The 15,970-nt window shown below is 34.6% G+C and carries 15 protein-coding genes; 7 read left to right on the top strand and 8 right to left on the bottom strand.

Going from position 1 to position 15,970, the window contains the following annotated elements; genetic code table 11:
• Nucleotides 1-202: 202 nt before the first annotated feature.
• Nucleotides 203-949 carry a DeoR/GlpR family DNA-binding transcription regulator gene (locus DKL58_RS01380; RefSeq protein WP_109585823.1) on the bottom strand — a complete coding sequence of 249 codons (747 nt, stop codon included), beginning with the start codon at nt 947-949 and terminating at the stop codon, nt 203-205.
• A gap of 156 nt (nt 950-1,105) precedes the next feature.
• On the opposite strand from DKL58_RS01380, the gene DKL58_RS01375 reads away from it, so the two are divergent.
• Genes DKL58_RS01375 through DKL58_RS01355 form a run of 5 tightly spaced genes read left to right on the top strand, consistent with a single transcriptional unit; the run spans nt 1,106 to nt 4,569 of the window.
• Nucleotides 1,106-1,969: a class II fructose-bisphosphate aldolase gene (locus tag DKL58_RS01375; protein ID WP_109585822.1), complete on the top strand. Its 864-nt coding sequence runs from the start codon at nt 1,106-1,108 to the stop codon at nt 1,967-1,969.
• 3 nt (nt 1,970-1,972) lie between these two features.
• Nucleotides 1,973-2,392 (top strand): PTS sugar transporter subunit IIA, encoded by a 420-nt coding sequence (locus tag DKL58_RS01370; RefSeq protein WP_109585821.1) that lies wholly within the window; start codon nt 1,973-1,975, stop codon nt 2,390-2,392.
• A gap of 17 nt (nt 2,393-2,409) precedes the next feature.
• Nucleotides 2,410-2,907, top strand: a complete 498-nt coding sequence (locus DKL58_RS01365; protein ID WP_109585820.1) for a PTS sugar transporter subunit IIB — start codon at nt 2,410-2,412, stop codon at nt 2,905-2,907.
• Between the two features lie 4 nt (nt 2,908-2,911).
• Nucleotides 2,912-3,730, top strand: coding sequence for a PTS mannose/fructose/sorbose/N-acetylgalactosamine transporter subunit IIC (locus tag DKL58_RS01360; RefSeq protein ID WP_109585819.1), 819 nt, complete (start codon nt 2,912-2,914; stop codon nt 3,728-3,730).
• Nucleotides 3,727-4,569 (top strand): PTS system mannose/fructose/sorbose family transporter subunit IID, encoded by an 843-nt coding sequence (locus tag DKL58_RS01355; protein ID WP_034978857.1) that lies wholly within the window; start codon nt 3,727-3,729, stop codon nt 4,567-4,569. Before DKL58_RS01360 ends, DKL58_RS01355 begins: the two co-directional genes overlap by 4 nt.
• Before the next feature lie 83 nt (nt 4,570-4,652).
• On the opposite strand, the gene DKL58_RS01350 is transcribed toward DKL58_RS01355, so the two are convergent.
• From DKL58_RS01350 to DKL58_RS01335, 4 genes are all read right to left on the bottom strand, one after another.
• Nucleotides 4,653-5,666 carry an alpha/beta hydrolase gene (locus DKL58_RS01350; RefSeq protein ID WP_109585818.1) on the bottom strand — a complete coding sequence of 338 codons (1,014 nt, stop codon included), beginning with the start codon at nt 5,664-5,666 and terminating at the stop codon, nt 4,653-4,655.
• 253 nt (nt 5,667-5,919) lie between these two features.
• Nucleotides 5,920-7,773: a beta-glucoside-specific PTS transporter subunit IIABC gene (locus tag DKL58_RS01345; RefSeq protein ID WP_109585817.1), complete on the bottom strand. Its 1,854-nt coding sequence runs from the start codon at nt 7,771-7,773 to the stop codon at nt 5,920-5,922.
• 16 nt (nt 7,774-7,789) lie between these two features.
• Nucleotides 7,790-8,305 (bottom strand): ribose 5-phosphate isomerase B, encoded by a 516-nt coding sequence (rpiB, locus tag DKL58_RS01340; protein ID WP_052060281.1) that lies wholly within the window; start codon nt 8,303-8,305, stop codon nt 7,790-7,792.
• A gap of 17 nt (nt 8,306-8,322) precedes the next feature.
• On the bottom strand, nt 8,323-8,979 hold the full coding sequence (locus DKL58_RS01335; RefSeq protein ID WP_109585816.1) for a ribulose-phosphate 3-epimerase: 657 nt from the start codon (nt 8,977-8,979) through the stop codon (nt 8,323-8,325).
• 182 nt (nt 8,980-9,161) lie between these two features.
• Between DKL58_RS01335 and DKL58_RS01330 the strand changes: the two genes are divergently transcribed.
• On the top strand, nt 9,162-10,148 hold the full coding sequence (locus tag DKL58_RS01330; protein WP_109585815.1) for a LacI family DNA-binding transcriptional regulator: 987 nt from the start codon (nt 9,162-9,164) through the stop codon (nt 10,146-10,148).
• A 92-nt stretch (nt 10,149-10,240) separates the two neighbouring features.
• Here DKL58_RS01330 and DKL58_RS01325 read toward each other — a convergent pair whose 3' ends face one another.
• Together DKL58_RS01325 and DKL58_RS09695 are read right to left on the bottom strand one after the other, a co-directional pair.
• Nucleotides 10,241-11,230, bottom strand: coding sequence for a D-2-hydroxyacid dehydrogenase (locus tag DKL58_RS01325; RefSeq protein WP_239386403.1), 990 nt, complete (start codon nt 11,228-11,230; stop codon nt 10,241-10,243).
• 149 nt (nt 11,231-11,379) lie between these two features.
• Complete coding sequence (locus DKL58_RS09695) at nt 11,380-11,628, bottom strand: coenzyme F420-0:L-glutamate ligase (RefSeq protein WP_420812274.1); 249 nt, start codon at nt 11,626-11,628, stop codon at nt 11,380-11,382.
• 333 nt (nt 11,629-11,961) lie between these two features.
• Here DKL58_RS09695 and DKL58_RS01315 point away from each other — a divergent pair, with 333 nt between their 5' ends.
• On the top strand, nt 11,962-13,155 hold the full coding sequence (locus DKL58_RS01315) for an MFS transporter (protein WP_162542311.1): 1,194 nt from the start codon (nt 11,962-11,964) through the stop codon (nt 13,153-13,155).
• Between the two features lie 85 nt (nt 13,156-13,240).
• On the opposite strand, the gene DKL58_RS01310 is transcribed toward DKL58_RS01315, so the two are convergent.
• On the bottom strand, nt 13,241-15,796 hold the full coding sequence (locus DKL58_RS01310; protein WP_109585812.1) for a BspA family leucine-rich repeat surface protein: 2,556 nt from the start codon (nt 15,794-15,796) through the stop codon (nt 13,241-13,243).
• Nucleotides 15,797-15,970: the final 174 nt, after the last annotated feature.

Raw genomic sequence — 15,970 nt, 5'->3', positions numbered from 1 at the left:
TTTCATTTTAGACTTTACTATTTTGCAAAAACATCTGGTTTATTCTATCCGTCAATTTAGCAAAGAAAAAAGAAGATGAATCATAAAAATGTGATTCATCTTCTTTTTTTGTAAGGTCAATGACCTGCTTTTTAAAGGCTTAGTTCTTATTATTTACTTTACATTGTCAATTTTTAAACCCATGGTAGTATTTTTTATTGAATTAATACACCAATTCAACATTATTCTTTTCAAATAACTTACTGTACTTTTTAGCAGGCTTTTTATCCGTTACTACTGCAAAAATCTGACTTAATTTACAATCTCTATATGGGAAAACCAGACCCATCTTATTACTATCAACCAATAAAATTAATTTTTTGCTGCATTCAATTAAAGTATGTTTTAGGCTAGACTCAGATTCAACCTTATCAGTAACACCATACTCCAGACTAAATCCTCTACATGACATAAAAGAAATATCAAAAACATGATCACGTAAATTTCTGGCAGTAATCATACTACTAGAATACGTATCAATCATACTCCCCCCAATTACATTAATTTTATTTTGTGTATGTAGATTTAAATAGATCGCCGTTTCTAAATTAGTAGTTGAAATGTTTAAGTCGCTAAAAGCAGCAAGATTTTTAGCTAATATATTGGCTGTACTACTGCTATCTAAAAAAATATTTTGCCTGTTTTCAACATAACCGGAAGCCAAGGCAGCAATGTATTTTTTCTCAGTTAGATTAATATGTTGCTTAATAGTTGTTGGTGTTTCAATCTCATTTGGTTTTAAAACCAGTGCCCCACCATGGATTCTTTGTACGAGTCCATTATTTTCAAGTTCTTTTAAATCTCGTCTAATAGTACTGGCACTGTAATGCATATGCTTCGCAAGGTCACTAATCGTCAAAAAGTTTTTGTCCTTTAATATTGTTAATAATAATTTCTGTCTGTCTTTCATCTTTAACCTCCATAATAAAATGACTAAAAAGTGTCAAAACTTGGAAATTAATCACCAAATATTTGACGTTTTTTCAATAAAGCTACCATCTATTGAAAAAGCTATTTAACACTTTAATATTAACCTTGTAAGCGAATACAAAATGGAGGTTAAAAAATGACATTAGTAACTTTAAATGATATTTTACCAAAAGCAAAAAAAGAAGGATATGCAATAGGTGCATTTAATTATGCGGACATGAATACGGCTCGAGGAATTATTGCCGCTGCTGAAGAAGAGAAATCACCCGTTGTGCTGCAAATTGCTGAATCACATTTTCCTTATTTACCTTTAAGAGAAGGTGGTAAATTAGCTTTAGATTTAGCTGAGAATTCAAGTATTCCAGTTGTTGTTCACCTTGATCATGGTACTGATATGGAAACTTGTATTAAGGCATTAAGAATGGGTTTTAGTTCTGTAATGTTAGATTTTTCCCAAAAATCTCTTGCTGAAAACATTAGTAAAACTAAAGAGATCGTAGATTTTGCCCACGCTTTAGGTGCAAGTGTAGAGGGTGAAGTTGGTGTTATGACCAGAGATGCTGGTAAAGGCAAGCCAGACTACAATAATTTAACTGATACTTACACTACCGTAAGTGAAGCAAAGCAATTTTATGAAGAAACTGGAATAGACGCAATGGCCATTTCATACGGTACGGTTCATGGCATTTATCGGGAAAAACCTGTATTAAATTTTGACAGACTACATGAAATTGCCGAAGCAGTTCCAGTTCCATTAGTTGTTCATGGAGGTTCTGGATTAACAGATGAAGAATACAAAAATTCAATTAAAAATGGTATAAGCAAAATTAATTATTATTCCGTCATGTCATTTAATGCCACTAAAGGCTTAAGAGAATATCTTGATAGCAAAAAAGAACAACAAGTTTTCTTATATGATGCTGATTTAAAAATTATGGAATTGGTAAAAGAAGACATTAAAAATAAAATTGAAGTTTTCGGCTCAGCTAACAAGGCATAAGTTATGAATAGTTTCCTAATTATTACTCATAGTACTCTTGCAGAAGGCTTCTATAATAGCACTAAATTTCTCAGTGGTTTGACTACTAATGTTAAATTTATTGACGCATATGTAGACGAAAGCGATTGGACTAAAGAAGCAGAAGAAATTATCTCAAATCAAGATAAAGAAAAACAGCTGATAGTATTGACCGATATCTATGGTGGTAGTGTTAATCAAAAAATGACTTTAATGCTCACAAAATATCACTTTATGTTAATTACAGGAGTTAATCTGCCCTTAGTTTTATCATTAGTGCTCGAGACTCAACCTTTAACTAAGGAAAAGTGTAGCAATCTGGTTGAAGAAGCCAGAAAGCAATTGCAGATTATTGAGCCAATCAAAACAAACAGTGATGATACTGACAGTGATTTTTTAAGTTGATGAGGAAGTAATGAATTATGATTAAAGAATTGCGAGTTGATGACCGTTTAATTCATGGACAAGTGGCACTTACTTGGCCCGGACACTTAGGAACTTCTCACATCGTTGTAGCTAACGATGCGGCAAGTAAAAATGAAATGCAGCAAAGTGCATTAAAAATGTCTGTACAAGGTACTGCCAAAGTGCTTGTTAGAGATATTACTGGAGCAATAAAACTTTTTCAAAATCCTAAAGCACAAAATATTCCAATGTTTGTAGTTGTTAACCAGGTAAAAGATGCGGAAAGAATCTTCACCGGTCTGAATGGTCAGCAAATCGAAAGAATTAATATTGCTAACGTTGGTCGCTTTGATGGAATAGATAAAAGCCTGAAAACAGAAATTAACGGTTCAATTTTACTAACCGCAGCCGATAAAGAAGCAGCAACAAAACTGTTAAAAGCTGGAGCAAATGTTGTTCACCAAGTCATACCTACAGACAAGGCAGACAAATTCTCTAATTTATTAAAGGAGTAATAATATGTCGAATAATATAATTTTAGCTGCATTTCTTTGTGGCCTAACCGAATTTATTTGCTATGGTGGTGACTGGCTGTTAGGACAGAACATGGCCGATCAACCTATTGTCGTAGGACCCTTAGTTGGCCTGCTTTTAGGTGATTTACAGACAGGAATTGTTTTAGGTGCAATGCTTGAAGCAACATTTATCGGTGCTGTAAATGTAGGTGGTGCTGTTTCTCTAAATCCATCTGTAGCAACTGTACTGGCAGTTGCTTATGCCATTATCGGTGGCGGTGACACAAAAGCTGCTGTTGCCTTGGCAATTCCAATGGGATTATTAGGTGGTCTGCTTGAAGTTGGAACCTATGTTTTATTTTCATTATTTCAAGATTCCTGGACTGATGCAGCAGATAAAGCTAACGAAAAAAAATTAGTATGGCTTCATTACGGTGTATGGTTTGCCAGATCATTAGTTTTCTTTATTGCAGTATTTATAACTGTCGTAATTGGTGTAAAACCTGTTGCTGCTTTTATTAAATCTTTGCCTCCTTTTGTTGAAAATGGTTTGGGATTAACAGGTGGTCTGCTTCCAGCTGCCGGTTTTGCAATGCTTTTAAGTATGGTCTGGGAAAAGAAACTTGCAGTATGGTATTTCCTTGGCTTTATTTTAGTCGAATATGTAAAATTGCCTTTACTGGTTGTTGGAATAATTGGTTTAGTATTTGCTGTAGTCTTCGCCTTTTATGATAAAGATATTTTTGACCTTAAACACAAAAAAGCTGCTGCAAACAATAATGAGTCAGCCAGTCAACAAGAAGAAGAGGACTTTCTATCATGACACAAGAATCTATAACTAAAAACACTAAAATTTCACCAACTGATAAAAAATTACTCCGCAAGCTGTATCTCAGATCATTAACTATTGGTGCCCCTTTACAATATGCGAATGAATATGGCTCAGGATTTGAATATTCAATATTACCTTTTATAGATCATTATTACAAAAATGGTTCAGAAGAAAAGCGGCAAGCTCTCAAAAGACATATTGTTTTCTATAATATCACTCAATATGTGGGAACCTTTTGCCAAGGGTTAGTTGCATCAATGGAGAAGCAGGCTTCCCAACACGAAGATTATGATGTTTCTTCAATTAGTGCCGTTAAAGCCAGTTTAATGGGACCAATGTCTGGAATTGGTGACACACTATTTTGGGGTATTTTAAGAGTTATTGCCGCTGGAGTCGCAATGACATTTGGAATGCAAGGCAATGTTTTAGCACCCTTCGTCTTCCTATTGATCTACAATATTCCTGCTCAATGGTGCCGCTGGGAAATGACTAAACTAGGATTTACAGTAGGTTCTGAATATATCACTGAAATGTATTCATCTGGTTTATTAACAATTTTCACAAAAGCGGCCAGAACTTTAGGTTTAATAATGCTTGGCGGCATGACGAGCAGCCTAGTCCAGTTTAAGACTAAATTAGTTTTTCATGTTGGCGGAGGTCAAGTAATCAACGTTCAAAATATTCTGGATTCACTTCTTAAAGGTTTAGTTCCTTTACTGATAACTTTAGGTTGCTACTGGTTGATAGCAAAGAAACACGTCAACTTTACAGTTGTCATCTTGGGCTTAATTGTTTTTTGCATTTTGATAAGTGCATTAGGCATAGCTTAAGGCCAGAAGAATTAATTAAAATAGCAAAATTTTCTAAATTGAAAATCTTGCTATTTTTTGTTTCTGCTAACTTAAAGGGTACTTTACAATTTTTCACCTTTAATAATGTTAGCAATGTCTACACAGACTTCTTCCGTTTGTTTTAAATAGCCTAAACGATCAAAAAACCCATGATCAAGGCCTTTGTATAAAATTTCTTGACATTTAAAACCTTTATTTTTTAGTAAATTAGCAAAATATTTATTGCTAGGTAAAAAGTAGTCAAATTCTGCTTCAATTAATGTAACAGTCGGCATATTTTTAAAATCATTTGCATAAACTGGACTAACTAATGGATCAGAAACTAAGTTTTGGTCAAGATAAAGTGGTCTCATTAAATTAGCAATATACATTATTTTATTTAGTCTAGTATGAATGAAGTTTGTTTGCTCTTTATTCATTTCATATAAAGAATAATCCCAATGATAAATTGTTTGGGAAACTTTTTGCAGATCTAAAGCTCCATAAATTGATATTACTTGCTTAATATAACCATTTTTGTCAAGCAATCCACATCCAACAGCTAAATTTCCGCCTGCACTGTCACCTGCAACAAAGATTTGTGAGTTTTTAAAACCTAAATATTTTTGATGATTAACAATCCATTGCACTGTTTCATAAGAATCATGCAAAGCCCCTGGAAAGGGAGTTTCTGGAGCTAAACGATAATCAAGAGAAATAACAGTGCAATTTGCTTTCTCCGCAATTAAACGGCATTGATTTAGCAAAGTTGAACTATTACCACCGATAAAGCCACCACCATGCAAATATAGACATGCATTGCGTGTGGGAATTTTACTAGCAGGCCTGCAAACTATAGCAGGTATATATCTATTTTCACATTGAACTAAAATACTTTTATCAATAATTGATGAACTAGCCAAATCTTTATTTGGCGAACCCATGCCATCTCTCGCATTTTGGAAATCAACATTGCTTAAATCAATTGCTGCCATAGCTTCTTCGTCAGAAAGAAGAGGCTTATTTTTAGTTCTTTCCAAGACTTTAGGGTCTAATAACCCCCATTCTTCACCGTATGCTGAATTTCTGATAATCATGATATCCTCCAAGATTTGCTTAAGTAAATACTATGTTTGTTACTTTAATAATATACTAGCATTTAGCAAAAACATTTCATATAGAGCAGTGACATAAAATAAAAATGGTTATTTTTATTTTACATTCTATCAAAACAATTTACTTTGTGAAAAAACTTTTTATTTCAGAAAAAAGACTAATAAATTAAGTTAACAAAACTGTAATTTATTAGTCTATTAATTAATATTTTTCTTATAATAGAAATTATAAAAGCTAAACTTGAACTTTCAAAGTGGCACTGCCATGATCATTTTTCCCTGCATTCAGTAGTTCAACGCTTTGATAATCTTTAGTATTCATAACGATGACAACAGTAGAGCAATCATAACCTGCTTTTTTAATTTCATTTAAGTCAAAATGTAATAGCTTTTGACCTTGCTTAATCTTATCTCCTTGTTTGACAAAACTTTCAAAATATTCGCCATTTAGTTTAACTGTATCAATTCCAATATGGATCATTACTTGTACGCCATTGTCTGAAGTTAAGCCAATTGCATGTTTAGTATTAAATAGCATAGTAACTTCACCATCAAATGGTGCATAAACATCTCCTGAACTAGGCTCAATAACAAAGCCGTCACCCATTGAACCATCAGCAAATGCTGGATCATGAGCTTGGGTTAAGTCCTCAATCTCTCCCGAAATTGGACTCAAAATACTTTCATCTGAAACAGGTTGTACTGAATCAGATTTATCTGCTGCTTGTTCGGTATTATTCTCGTCAATACCTAAAACCATTGTGACAACACAGCCGACAACAAAGCAGGCTAGTAATCCTATACAATAAGGAATAAAAGTTTTACCTACGAAAGCTGGTAAAGTAGTTAAACCACCAAACACAAACGCAAATGCCTTAGCTTTCATTCCACCAATAATCGCACCGCCAACTGCTCCTCCTGCAACAGCTCCAACTAAAGGCTTTTTATAACGGATTCCAATACCGTATATCGCTGGTTCTGTAATGCCGGCAAAGAAAATTGATAAAAGCGCTGAGATAGAATAAGCCTTCATTTTTTTGTCTTTTGTTCTGACAAAAGTACCAAGTGTTGCTCCTGCCATACCAAAGTTGGCCGCACATGTTAATGGCACAATATAGTCATAACCTAAGCTGCTAATATTATTAATCATTACTGGGTTAACTGCCCACTGTAAGCCGAATATAACAAAAATATTCCACACGCCACCTATCAGGGCTCCTGCAACCCAACCGTTAAGGTTCATTAACCAATTAATAACATTTGAAATCCCTTCTCCTACGTATACGCCAAACGGTCCAAAAACTCCTGCAGTTAAAGGCACCATAACAAATAAAGATATTAGTGGAACAAATAATAACTGTAAATTAGTCGGTATCCAACTTCTCAGCCATTTTTCCAAGTATGATAGACACCAAGTTGCCAAGATAGCTGGCACAACCGTTGAAGTATAAGTCATTAACACTAAAGGTATACCAAAGAAATGGACAACTGTACCATTACCTGTACTACCCATTAGTTTCATAAACTCAGGCATTATTAAAGCACCCATAATGGCTGCAGCCACAAATTTATCACACTTAAACTTTTCAGCAGCGGTAACTGCAAGCATTATCGGTAAGAAATAAAAGACAGCCGTTGAAGCCACTGTCAAAATATGATAAGTAGAAGAAGATGTAGATAACCAGTTTAATTGTGTTGCAAGTAAAACTAACCCTCTAAAAACACCTGACCCAGCAAATAACGGTAGCAATGGGGTAAAAATCCCTCCAATAACATCCATTAATTTTAGAAACCAGTTGGTATTCTCTTCTTTAGCTGTATGCTCATTTTCGCTACTTGTTAAATCCGTGTTTTCAATTAACTGATCATAAATCTGAGGTACCGCTGGCCCAATAACAACTTGAAACTGGCCAGCTTTTTCTACAACACTAATGACTCCATCTAAAGATTCAATTTTTGCTTTATTTTTATGAGCTATTTCACTATTTGCTAAGCGCATCCTAAGTCGTGTAGCACAGTGGGTAATATTTGTAATATTATCCTGTCCCCCAACTAACGATAAGATTTTTTTGCCAAGATTTTCGGACATTTTTTTCACCTATCCCTTACAATGATTGGTCCTCAAATTGTTCTTTGCCATCAAATTCTTTAGAGTGCTCCAATTCATCAAACTTTTGTTCATTATCACTTTCAATTGCTGCTAATTCTTCTACCCTTCTTTCATGACGACCGCCAATATATTTGGCTTCTAACCAATTTTTGACGATCATCTTGGCTAACTCTGGACCAACTACGCGAGAGCCGAAAGCTAATACATTTGTATTGTTATGCATTCGCGAGAGCTTAGCTGAATAGCAGTCACTGCATACGCAGGCACGAATACCTTTTACCTTGTTTGCTGCTAATGAAATGCCTACACCAGTGCCACAAATTACGATTCCCAGATCATAATCCCCATTAGCAACGGCTTTACCAACCTTTTGACCGTAAATAGGGTAATCAGTTCGCTCATTACTCTTAGTCCCAAAATCATAAACTTCATAGCCCAAGCTTTTAACATATTCCATAATTGTAGGTTTCAGTTCCAAGCCGACATGATCTGATCCAAAAGCTATTTTTATTTTCTTTGCAACCATTTTTACTGATTTTCCTTTCTGATTTGAGCAATTGTTTCCTGATAAGAAACTGGCTTGTTAAATAGTGCCGAAGTTCCGAGAATAAAATTATCAACGCCTTTTCTATGCAGTTGATTAATTTTTTCTCGTGAAACTGCTCCGTCAATTCCTAGGACAAACTCATACTTTTCTTTTGCTGCAATAAACTGATCCAGCTTTGGCATTACAAAATCTTGAAACGGCTGTCCTGCAAATCCCGGATGAACAGTCATTACTAAAACATAATCTACATTAGGTAAAAGCTCCTGAACTGTCATAAAAGATGTACCAGTATTTACTGCAATTCCAGCTTTTTTACCCAAAGCGTGAATATCATCAATCGTCCTTGCAGGTTGCTTTTCAGCATCTGGACAAAAATAAATAATGTCTGCTCCCAAATCACTAAAGAATTTAATGTAAGAACGGGGATTTTCAATCATCAAATGAGCATCCATAGGTTTTTTCGTCAAGGAACGGATTGTTTGATAATCTTCTGGTCCTAATGCAAAATTCGGAACATATCTACCATCCATTACATCCATGTGATACATATCGACTCCAGCGTTATTCAGCTTTTCAACTTCTTGTTTTAAATTACTAAAATCTGCGCACATCATTGACGGGCTTAGTATTAAAGACATTTTCTCCTCCTTCTTGAGTAAACGTTTACTCATACAACACACTGATATTATTACACTTAATTTTTATTTTGTAAACGTTTTTCTAAAAGTTGCGTTATAAATATGAGCAATCGTTTAACTATAAAAGGATCTTCATTTTTTATTTTAATGATATAATTAGGCAATAAATGAAGGAGTAGGTAATGAAGCAATATTCAATTAAAGACATTGCAAAATTATGTAATGTTTCAACTGCAACAGTTTCACGGGTAATTAATAATAATGGCAGGTTCTCTGAAAAAACCAGACAAAAGGTTTTAGATGTTATTGAACAAACTGGCTATAAAATCGATAACAATGCCCGTAGTTTGCGTACGAATATTACATTCACCATTGGAATCCTTGTTCCAGACATTAAAAATCCATTCTTTGCCGATTTGGTTCAAAAAATTGAAGAATTGCTGTTTACCAAAAACTATTCCACCATTATTTGTAATACTGATAAAAATGAACAAAAAGAAAAAGCATACTTACGTATGCTTGAAAACAAAAAGGTTGATGGCATTATCGTGATTTCTGGGTCTTATCAACATGGTTTTAAATTTCAAAGTTCTCTAAAAGAAATTCCCTACATTTGTATTGATCGCGAACCAGAAAATTTTCATAATACAGTTTTTATTTCCTCTAATCACTATCAGGGCGCCCTAGATGCAACTAATTATTTATTTCAAAAAGGAGCAAAATCTCCTGTAGTCGTAGTCAAAAAAGTTAGTAGCTCAATTAAATCTAGAATTGACGGTTTTAAGGAAAGTTTGAAAAATCATTCTCTTAAATTTGCCAAGTCACGCCACGAACTGAAGTTACAAAGTCAATCTTCATTCGTAAAATTTTTGCAAAAAAATCCCAAAACTGACAGTTTATTTGCGGTCGATGACGGGATTGCAATGGAATTACTCAAATATCTTAAAAATCTTGGTTATCAAGTTCCTCAACAAATTCAAGTAATTGGTTTCGACGATGTACCTGCAGCTAACATAGTTACACCAAAGTTAACAACCATCCAGCAAAATACCAGAAAAATTGCACAAACAGCCGTTACCAGCATGATGCATGCCATCAATAAGCAAAATGAAAAAGGAAGTCAATTTCTAATTCCAACTAAATTAATAATCAGAGAAACTACAAAATAGCTAAGTAAAAACTTAGCTATTTTTGTTTAAAGATGCTGTTTCATTTTATTGTTATAACGACCATTTGCGGCCAAAATATTTTCACTATCTATTTACAAGTTAACTACGCTATTTACTTCTCCTCCGGAAATAATTGTTTTAGCATCGTTCAAAGCAATTTCAATACTGTTTTTAACAGCTAGTTTTGTGAAGAAAGCAATATGCGGAGTAATTAATACCTGTGGCATTGCTTGTAGTTCTTTATAATCTTCCGGTAGTGAATTCAGCATATTCTTTTTATCATAAAAATCTGTTTCATCGGCTAAAGTATCCAAGGCTGCAGCAGAAACTTGTCCATTTTTAAGGGCCGCAATTAAAGCTTGTGTGTCAACCAAGCCCCCACGGGCTACGTTAATTAAAATAGGCTTTTTCTTCATTTTATCAAAAGCAGTTTTGTCAATCATGTTTTCAGTACTTGCTAATAACGGCGTATGCAAAGAAATAATATCGGATTTAGCAAGAATCGTGTCAAAGTCAGTATAAGTGAGGTAGGGTTCTAGAGACGCGTCATAAACAGGGTCATAAGCCAAAACTTTAGCCCCTAGTGCGCTGTATAGGTGTGCACTAGCTCCACCAATATGACCGGCACCAATTATACCGACAGTGCAATTAAAAATTTCAGTACTAATTGTACTTTTATCATAAGTAAAATCCCCATGAGCCATTCTGTCTTGGTAAATCCCAATTTTACGCAGTAAATACATTGCATCGGTCACACCGAGTTCGGCAATGGCCCTTGGTGAATACGCTGCAACATTAGTAATTTTAATGCCATTCTTTTTTGCGGCTGCTAAATCTTGATTATCAACTCCAACTTGCCGCACGGATAATTGCTTAATGCCATATTGCCGAAATTTTTCATAAACACTGGCACTGACTGGAAGGTTTCCTTCAGAACTCACTCCGTCAAAACCTTGTGCTAAATCAGCATTATCTGCAGACAAGTCATCGTGGACGATTTTTACTTCAACTTGGTTTTTTTGAGCCCAGTTTTCAATAATGCTTTCCTCCATTTTAATTACACCATAACAAATAATTTTCACTTTTTATCTCTCCTATTCTTTTCTTAAAAAATTGGTAATCTTAGCTTTCTAGCTGGAAAAATCGGATTGATTCTAATTCACGGTATCGACAATACCAGAAGCCCTAACTTTTTCATATTCAAGACCGTGAATGCAGGGCTAGAGGTATATTAGCATCCCGCTTTCTCATTGCTAAAACTGCAACAGTTCCTGGTAGGATCGCTGGTTTGGTAGATAATTACTTGAATTAAACGCTCATCTTTTCTGGAAATTCGCTGCTGAATTTTTCGTGCCAAAGATGTCGGCACAACTTGTTTTAGATCTACAACATCGCCTTCTGCTAGCGAGCAAATCTTAGAAGCTACACAAATAATATCACCACCAGCAATTTGAAAATGTTCCTTTTTGACTGTTTCAATTAATATTTAGGGCAAATCACAAACTTTAAAAATTATGGGTACGCCACGCAATCCAATAATTGTAACCATACATTATCCTTATCACAACTATTACTATCACTTTTTCTTAATATTTATATAATACTCTAAAAATTTGGACAACACTACGTATTTTATGGATTTGTAGCGTAATTTATAAAAAATAATCGTTAAGAAACTTAATTAAGATCTAAGTTTTTGCATATTGAAAAAGGCCGTTTCAAGTAAAAGAAACGGCCTTTTATGTTACTTTTGGTGCCAGCAAAATTCCTACATGTTACGCTTCTCATTATACAAAACGAAAGCGTGGCAAAATTGGACAATAATAACTTTCTCAGCCGTAACCAAATATTATTACCACTAATCAATTTTTTGACGAATTTTAGCAGCATCTTAGTTGGAATTGGCGGTTCACTAATTATCCGTGAATATTCAGATAATATCGTTATTAACGGCTTGATCTCAAGCATCAGTTCATTAGCACTTATTTTGAGTGTTTTATTTATCGGTTCCAAGCTTGACAATACTGACAAGCGCCGCATGCTTATCTGGATGTATATTTTACTGAGTTTATTTTTATTACTCCCTTTTACTTTTCCACAAAAATACTTTGTACCCTTATACATGCTGGTTGACCTGTGTATAACAATGTTTAGCTTAGTAGAAGGGTTATCTTTCACTGGGAATTTAAAGTCACTTTTGACTGATAATGCACTGGAGCGAACTATTAACCTTAATTCCATTGCCGGACTTATTGGTAATATCGCCAGTGTGGCAGCGATGGCAGTTTTAATTTTTACTACCCGCAACTATTTGTCTTTTCTCTTAGTAGCAAGCTGCGGTTTTTTTATAAATATCTTTCTCTCTATTACTTTACGCCAAAGGCACTTTACTAAAAACCAAAATAGTTTTAAAACCTTAACTCACCTCATAACAGTTTGGCACAACATAACTGCTAGCAAAGGCTTACGCGCCTCAATTATTGTTGCCATTTTTACCAGTGCTCTCCAAGCAGTATTTAACGGATTGACAATCTATTTCTGGAAAGCAATTGATCCTAACTATAGTCACGTTTACTGGCTACTAGTTGCCGTAGTCAGTGGGCTTTTCTTAGGTGCTATTCTTATCCACTTTGATAATACATTTTGGCTGCTTAGTGCTTTAGTATTTATTACCACCCTGGCTTTAGGAATTTTCTTTTTAAACCAAACAATCGTTACTATGACTGTTATTACTGTACTGATATATGTCGAAACTTTACCAATCGCTAATTGGTGCAATAAAACTAGAATTAAAAGAACCGGTAAAGAGGTGCAGTCTTCCCAATCAAGTTTCTTGCAGCTGGGGAGTGCTCTCTTGAATATCTTTTTTACTGTCGGAATATCTGCAATCGCCAATGCTTGCCACCAACCAGCTCTTACTTTACTTGCTGCAGGAATTGCCCTTTTACTTGTTTTTAGCCTTCTTGGCAATAATGTGCAGCAGTACCTCCAAGAAATGATCAATTAAAATTGAGCAAAAAAATCAACCATCTCTCATAAAAGAAATGATTGATTTAAGTTAACTTTTTAAATTAATATGCTTCAAACAATTATTATTCTTTTCTTCTGCGTTTAGTCACCACACCTAAAAGACTCAAAACTAGTGCTGAAGCACCTGAGAAAAGCATGCCTACTTGAGATTTCCAATCTGAACCTGTCTGAGCCAAAGTTCTGGTCTTTTTATTTGTTCCAGTAGACTTACCTAGTTGCTCACGACCTTCATTTGGCTTACTGGTAGACTTGCTTTCTTTAGTTGCCTTTTTATTAGTCTTATGTGTTCCCTTCTTATTCTTATTCGGCTTTGAATTACCGCTAGAATTATGATTATTGTGATTGTCGCTTGGTTCCTGTCCCGGTTCTTTTCCCGGTTCCTTAGCACTTTGATCATTCTTCGTGTAAACGTAAACCACATCTTGAGATTCGCTGGTAAAGAAACCTGTAGCGTTATTAGGTCTGGTCTTTAACGTATAACCAGAAATAGCTTTTGTTTCAGTTTGATAGCCGTCACCAACATTACCGCTTAAAATAACATTAGGAGCGATTTGATTACCGTTTTCATCTTCATAATGAACCGTTACATCAGCGGCCTTAACAGGCGTTTTACCGTTACCATTGTCAGTAGGTTTTTGATAAATAAACATAATATCATCTACGTTTTCGCCTATCAGTCCTTTAGCATTTTTCGGCATAGCTGTTAAAACATAACCAGGAATTTCTTTGACTTTAGCTTCATAAGGAGTGCTGTATGTACCAGTGTAAGTCTCATCAGGCGCAAGCGTCTTGCCCTTTTCATCTTGATAATGAGCTGTTATTGTAGTTTCACGCACGTACGTTTCATCTTTTGCACCATCTTTCCAATTGTTTATCAGTTGATCTGATGACCATATTTCTGAGGATTCAGGATCCTGCATTGTTTTCTTTCCAACATTTAACCAAGTTCCTGGTGTATCAAGACCCATAATTGAAACGAGTTTGTTTCCTTTTCCCAGTTTCAAAACTAGCAGGTTTTGGTGCCCTCTCAACATATCATAGGTGTTACCGTTACTACTCATATCAAAATTGCTGATGTCTAGGGTTCTTAAGTTCGAAAGTTTAGGATATTTACCATCTTTTTCAGGATTAGCGTAGAGATAGAACATTTGACTCATGCTTTGTACTTTAGAAGTATTGAAACTTGACAAATTCAAACCGACTAAACTATTTGTATCACGAAACATGTATGACATATCTACAACATTTGCAGTATCAAAGTTGCGCAGGTCTAAGTATGTTAACTTATTACATCCATTAAACATACTATTCATAGTTTTAACTTGAGAGGTATTAAAGCTACGGCTAGAGATGTTTAGGTCTTTTAGCTTTGTACATTTCATGAACATAGATGACATATTCGTTACTTTACTAGTATTAAAGTTAGAAAGATCAAGTGAGACAAGGCTGGAATCCCAACCGAATACTGAACTCGTATCGCTCTTATAAGAATAATACATACTAAACATTGACGCCATATTTTCAACATTTTTAGTATCAAAACTGTGTACATCAATGTTAGTCAAACTTGCACAGTGATTAAACATAAATGACATGTCTTTAACATTAGTGGTATTGAAGCTAGTAACATTTAATTTTTTAAGACTCTCACATCCTGCAAACATCCATGACATATTTGTGACTTGGGAAGTATTAAAATTCTGCAAATCTAATTCTTTGAGACTTTTGCAACCAGCAAACATATATGACATATCTTTGACTTGGGAAGTATCAAATTTACTTAGGTCAAGATCTTCGAGATTGGTACAGCGGTCAAACATATAAGACATGTTTTTAACATTTGAGGTATTAAAATGAGAAAGATCTACGTGTTTAAGACTACTGCATTGACTAAACCAGGCAAACATGGTGGTCGCTTCCGAAGTATCAACGTTTTCTAAGCCTTCAATATCAGTTAGGCCACTAAGGCTAATAAAAACTGACATGGTATTGCCAACAACTTTAAAGTAACCGTCAAAGATTACCTTTTTTACCTTTGCAATATCAGGGTTTCGTCCACCTTGATCTAGAAATTCACCTAAAGTTTTAGTTGTATTGACAATAGTCGGATTATCCTTATCATGACTTCCACTTACAGTTAATACGTTAGTATCACTATCATAACTTTCGTCAGCATTACCCCACTTACTTGTTTTAATAGTTTTTGTACTAATTTTATTTTCATTCTTAGTGATGTCTGTTTCTGGTTGATCATTACCAGCAGAAGTTTGGGAGTTGGAATCTTTATTGTTGCCCTGCGGTAATTCTACACTCCCATTTTGAGTTTTATCTGCATTATCTGTAGTACCATTAGTATTTCCTTCTGGTGCAGTGGTATTCGCATTATCAGTAGTAACGCCCTGATTATTTACTTGAGATACAGTATTGTTTGCTACTCGAGTTTTAACACGACTATCATTATCATTCTTATTAAAGCTTCGTGCAGTGTCTTGTGTTCCTGAATTGCTATCAGCCTTTACGACATTAGTATTCAAACTCATCAAACCAAGCGCAGCTGCCGTTAAACTGCTAAAAAGCAGTGCTCCAGTCCGCTTATTGTGATCTAATCCTTTATTCATTTCTTACCTCCTAACATAAATTCAACTATTTTGTCTATCCGAAAAAAGTATGTATATTATTACATCTTTATTATATATATTAAATAATAACAAAGCAAGCTTATTTTAAATTATTTTTACTAAAATAATGATAAAGAAATTAAAATATCACAATAAAATTCAAGATATAAAATA

This window comes from Lactobacillus kullabergensis, assembly GCF_003151025.1.
Classification (GTDB): Bacteria; Bacillota; Bacilli; order Lactobacillales; family Lactobacillaceae; genus Lactobacillus; species Lactobacillus kullabergensis.
This window is presented reverse-complemented; position numbering and strand designations above follow the sequence as displayed.

Excerpts from the sequence above, each read along its gene's own strand:
- DKL58_RS01380 (WP_109585823.1), bottom strand. The coding sequence starts at position 949 with ATGAAAGACAGACAGAAATTATTATTAACAATATTAAAGGACAAAAAC.
- DKL58_RS01375 (WP_109585822.1), top strand. The coding sequence starts at position 1,106 with ATGACATTAGTAACTTTAAATGATATTTTACCAAAAGCAAAAAAAGAA.
- DKL58_RS01370 (WP_109585821.1), top strand. The coding sequence starts at position 1,973 with ATGAATAGTTTCCTAATTATTACTCATAGTACTCTTGCAGAAGGCTTC.
- DKL58_RS01365 (WP_109585820.1), top strand. The coding sequence starts at position 2,410 with ATGATTAAAGAATTGCGAGTTGATGACCGTTTAATTCATGGACAAGTG.
- DKL58_RS01360 (WP_109585819.1), top strand. The coding sequence starts at position 2,912 with ATGTCGAATAATATAATTTTAGCTGCATTTCTTTGTGGCCTAACCGAA.
- DKL58_RS01355 (WP_034978857.1), top strand. The coding sequence starts at position 3,727 with ATGACACAAGAATCTATAACTAAAAACACTAAAATTTCACCAACTGAT.
- DKL58_RS01350 (WP_109585818.1), bottom strand. The coding sequence starts at position 5,666 with ATGATTATCAGAAATTCAGCATACGGTGAAGAATGGGGGTTATTAGAC.
- DKL58_RS01345 (WP_109585817.1), bottom strand. The coding sequence starts at position 7,773 with ATGTCCGAAAATCTTGGCAAAAAAATCTTATCGTTAGTTGGGGGACAG.
- DKL58_RS01335 (WP_109585816.1), bottom strand. The coding sequence starts at position 8,979 with ATGTCTTTAATACTAAGCCCGTCAATGATGTGCGCAGATTTTAGTAAT.
- DKL58_RS01330 (WP_109585815.1), top strand. The coding sequence starts at position 9,162 with ATGAAGCAATATTCAATTAAAGACATTGCAAAATTATGTAATGTTTCA.
- DKL58_RS01310 (WP_109585812.1), bottom strand. The coding sequence starts at position 15,796 with ATGAATAAAGGATTAGATCACAATAAGCGGACTGGAGCACTGCTTTTT.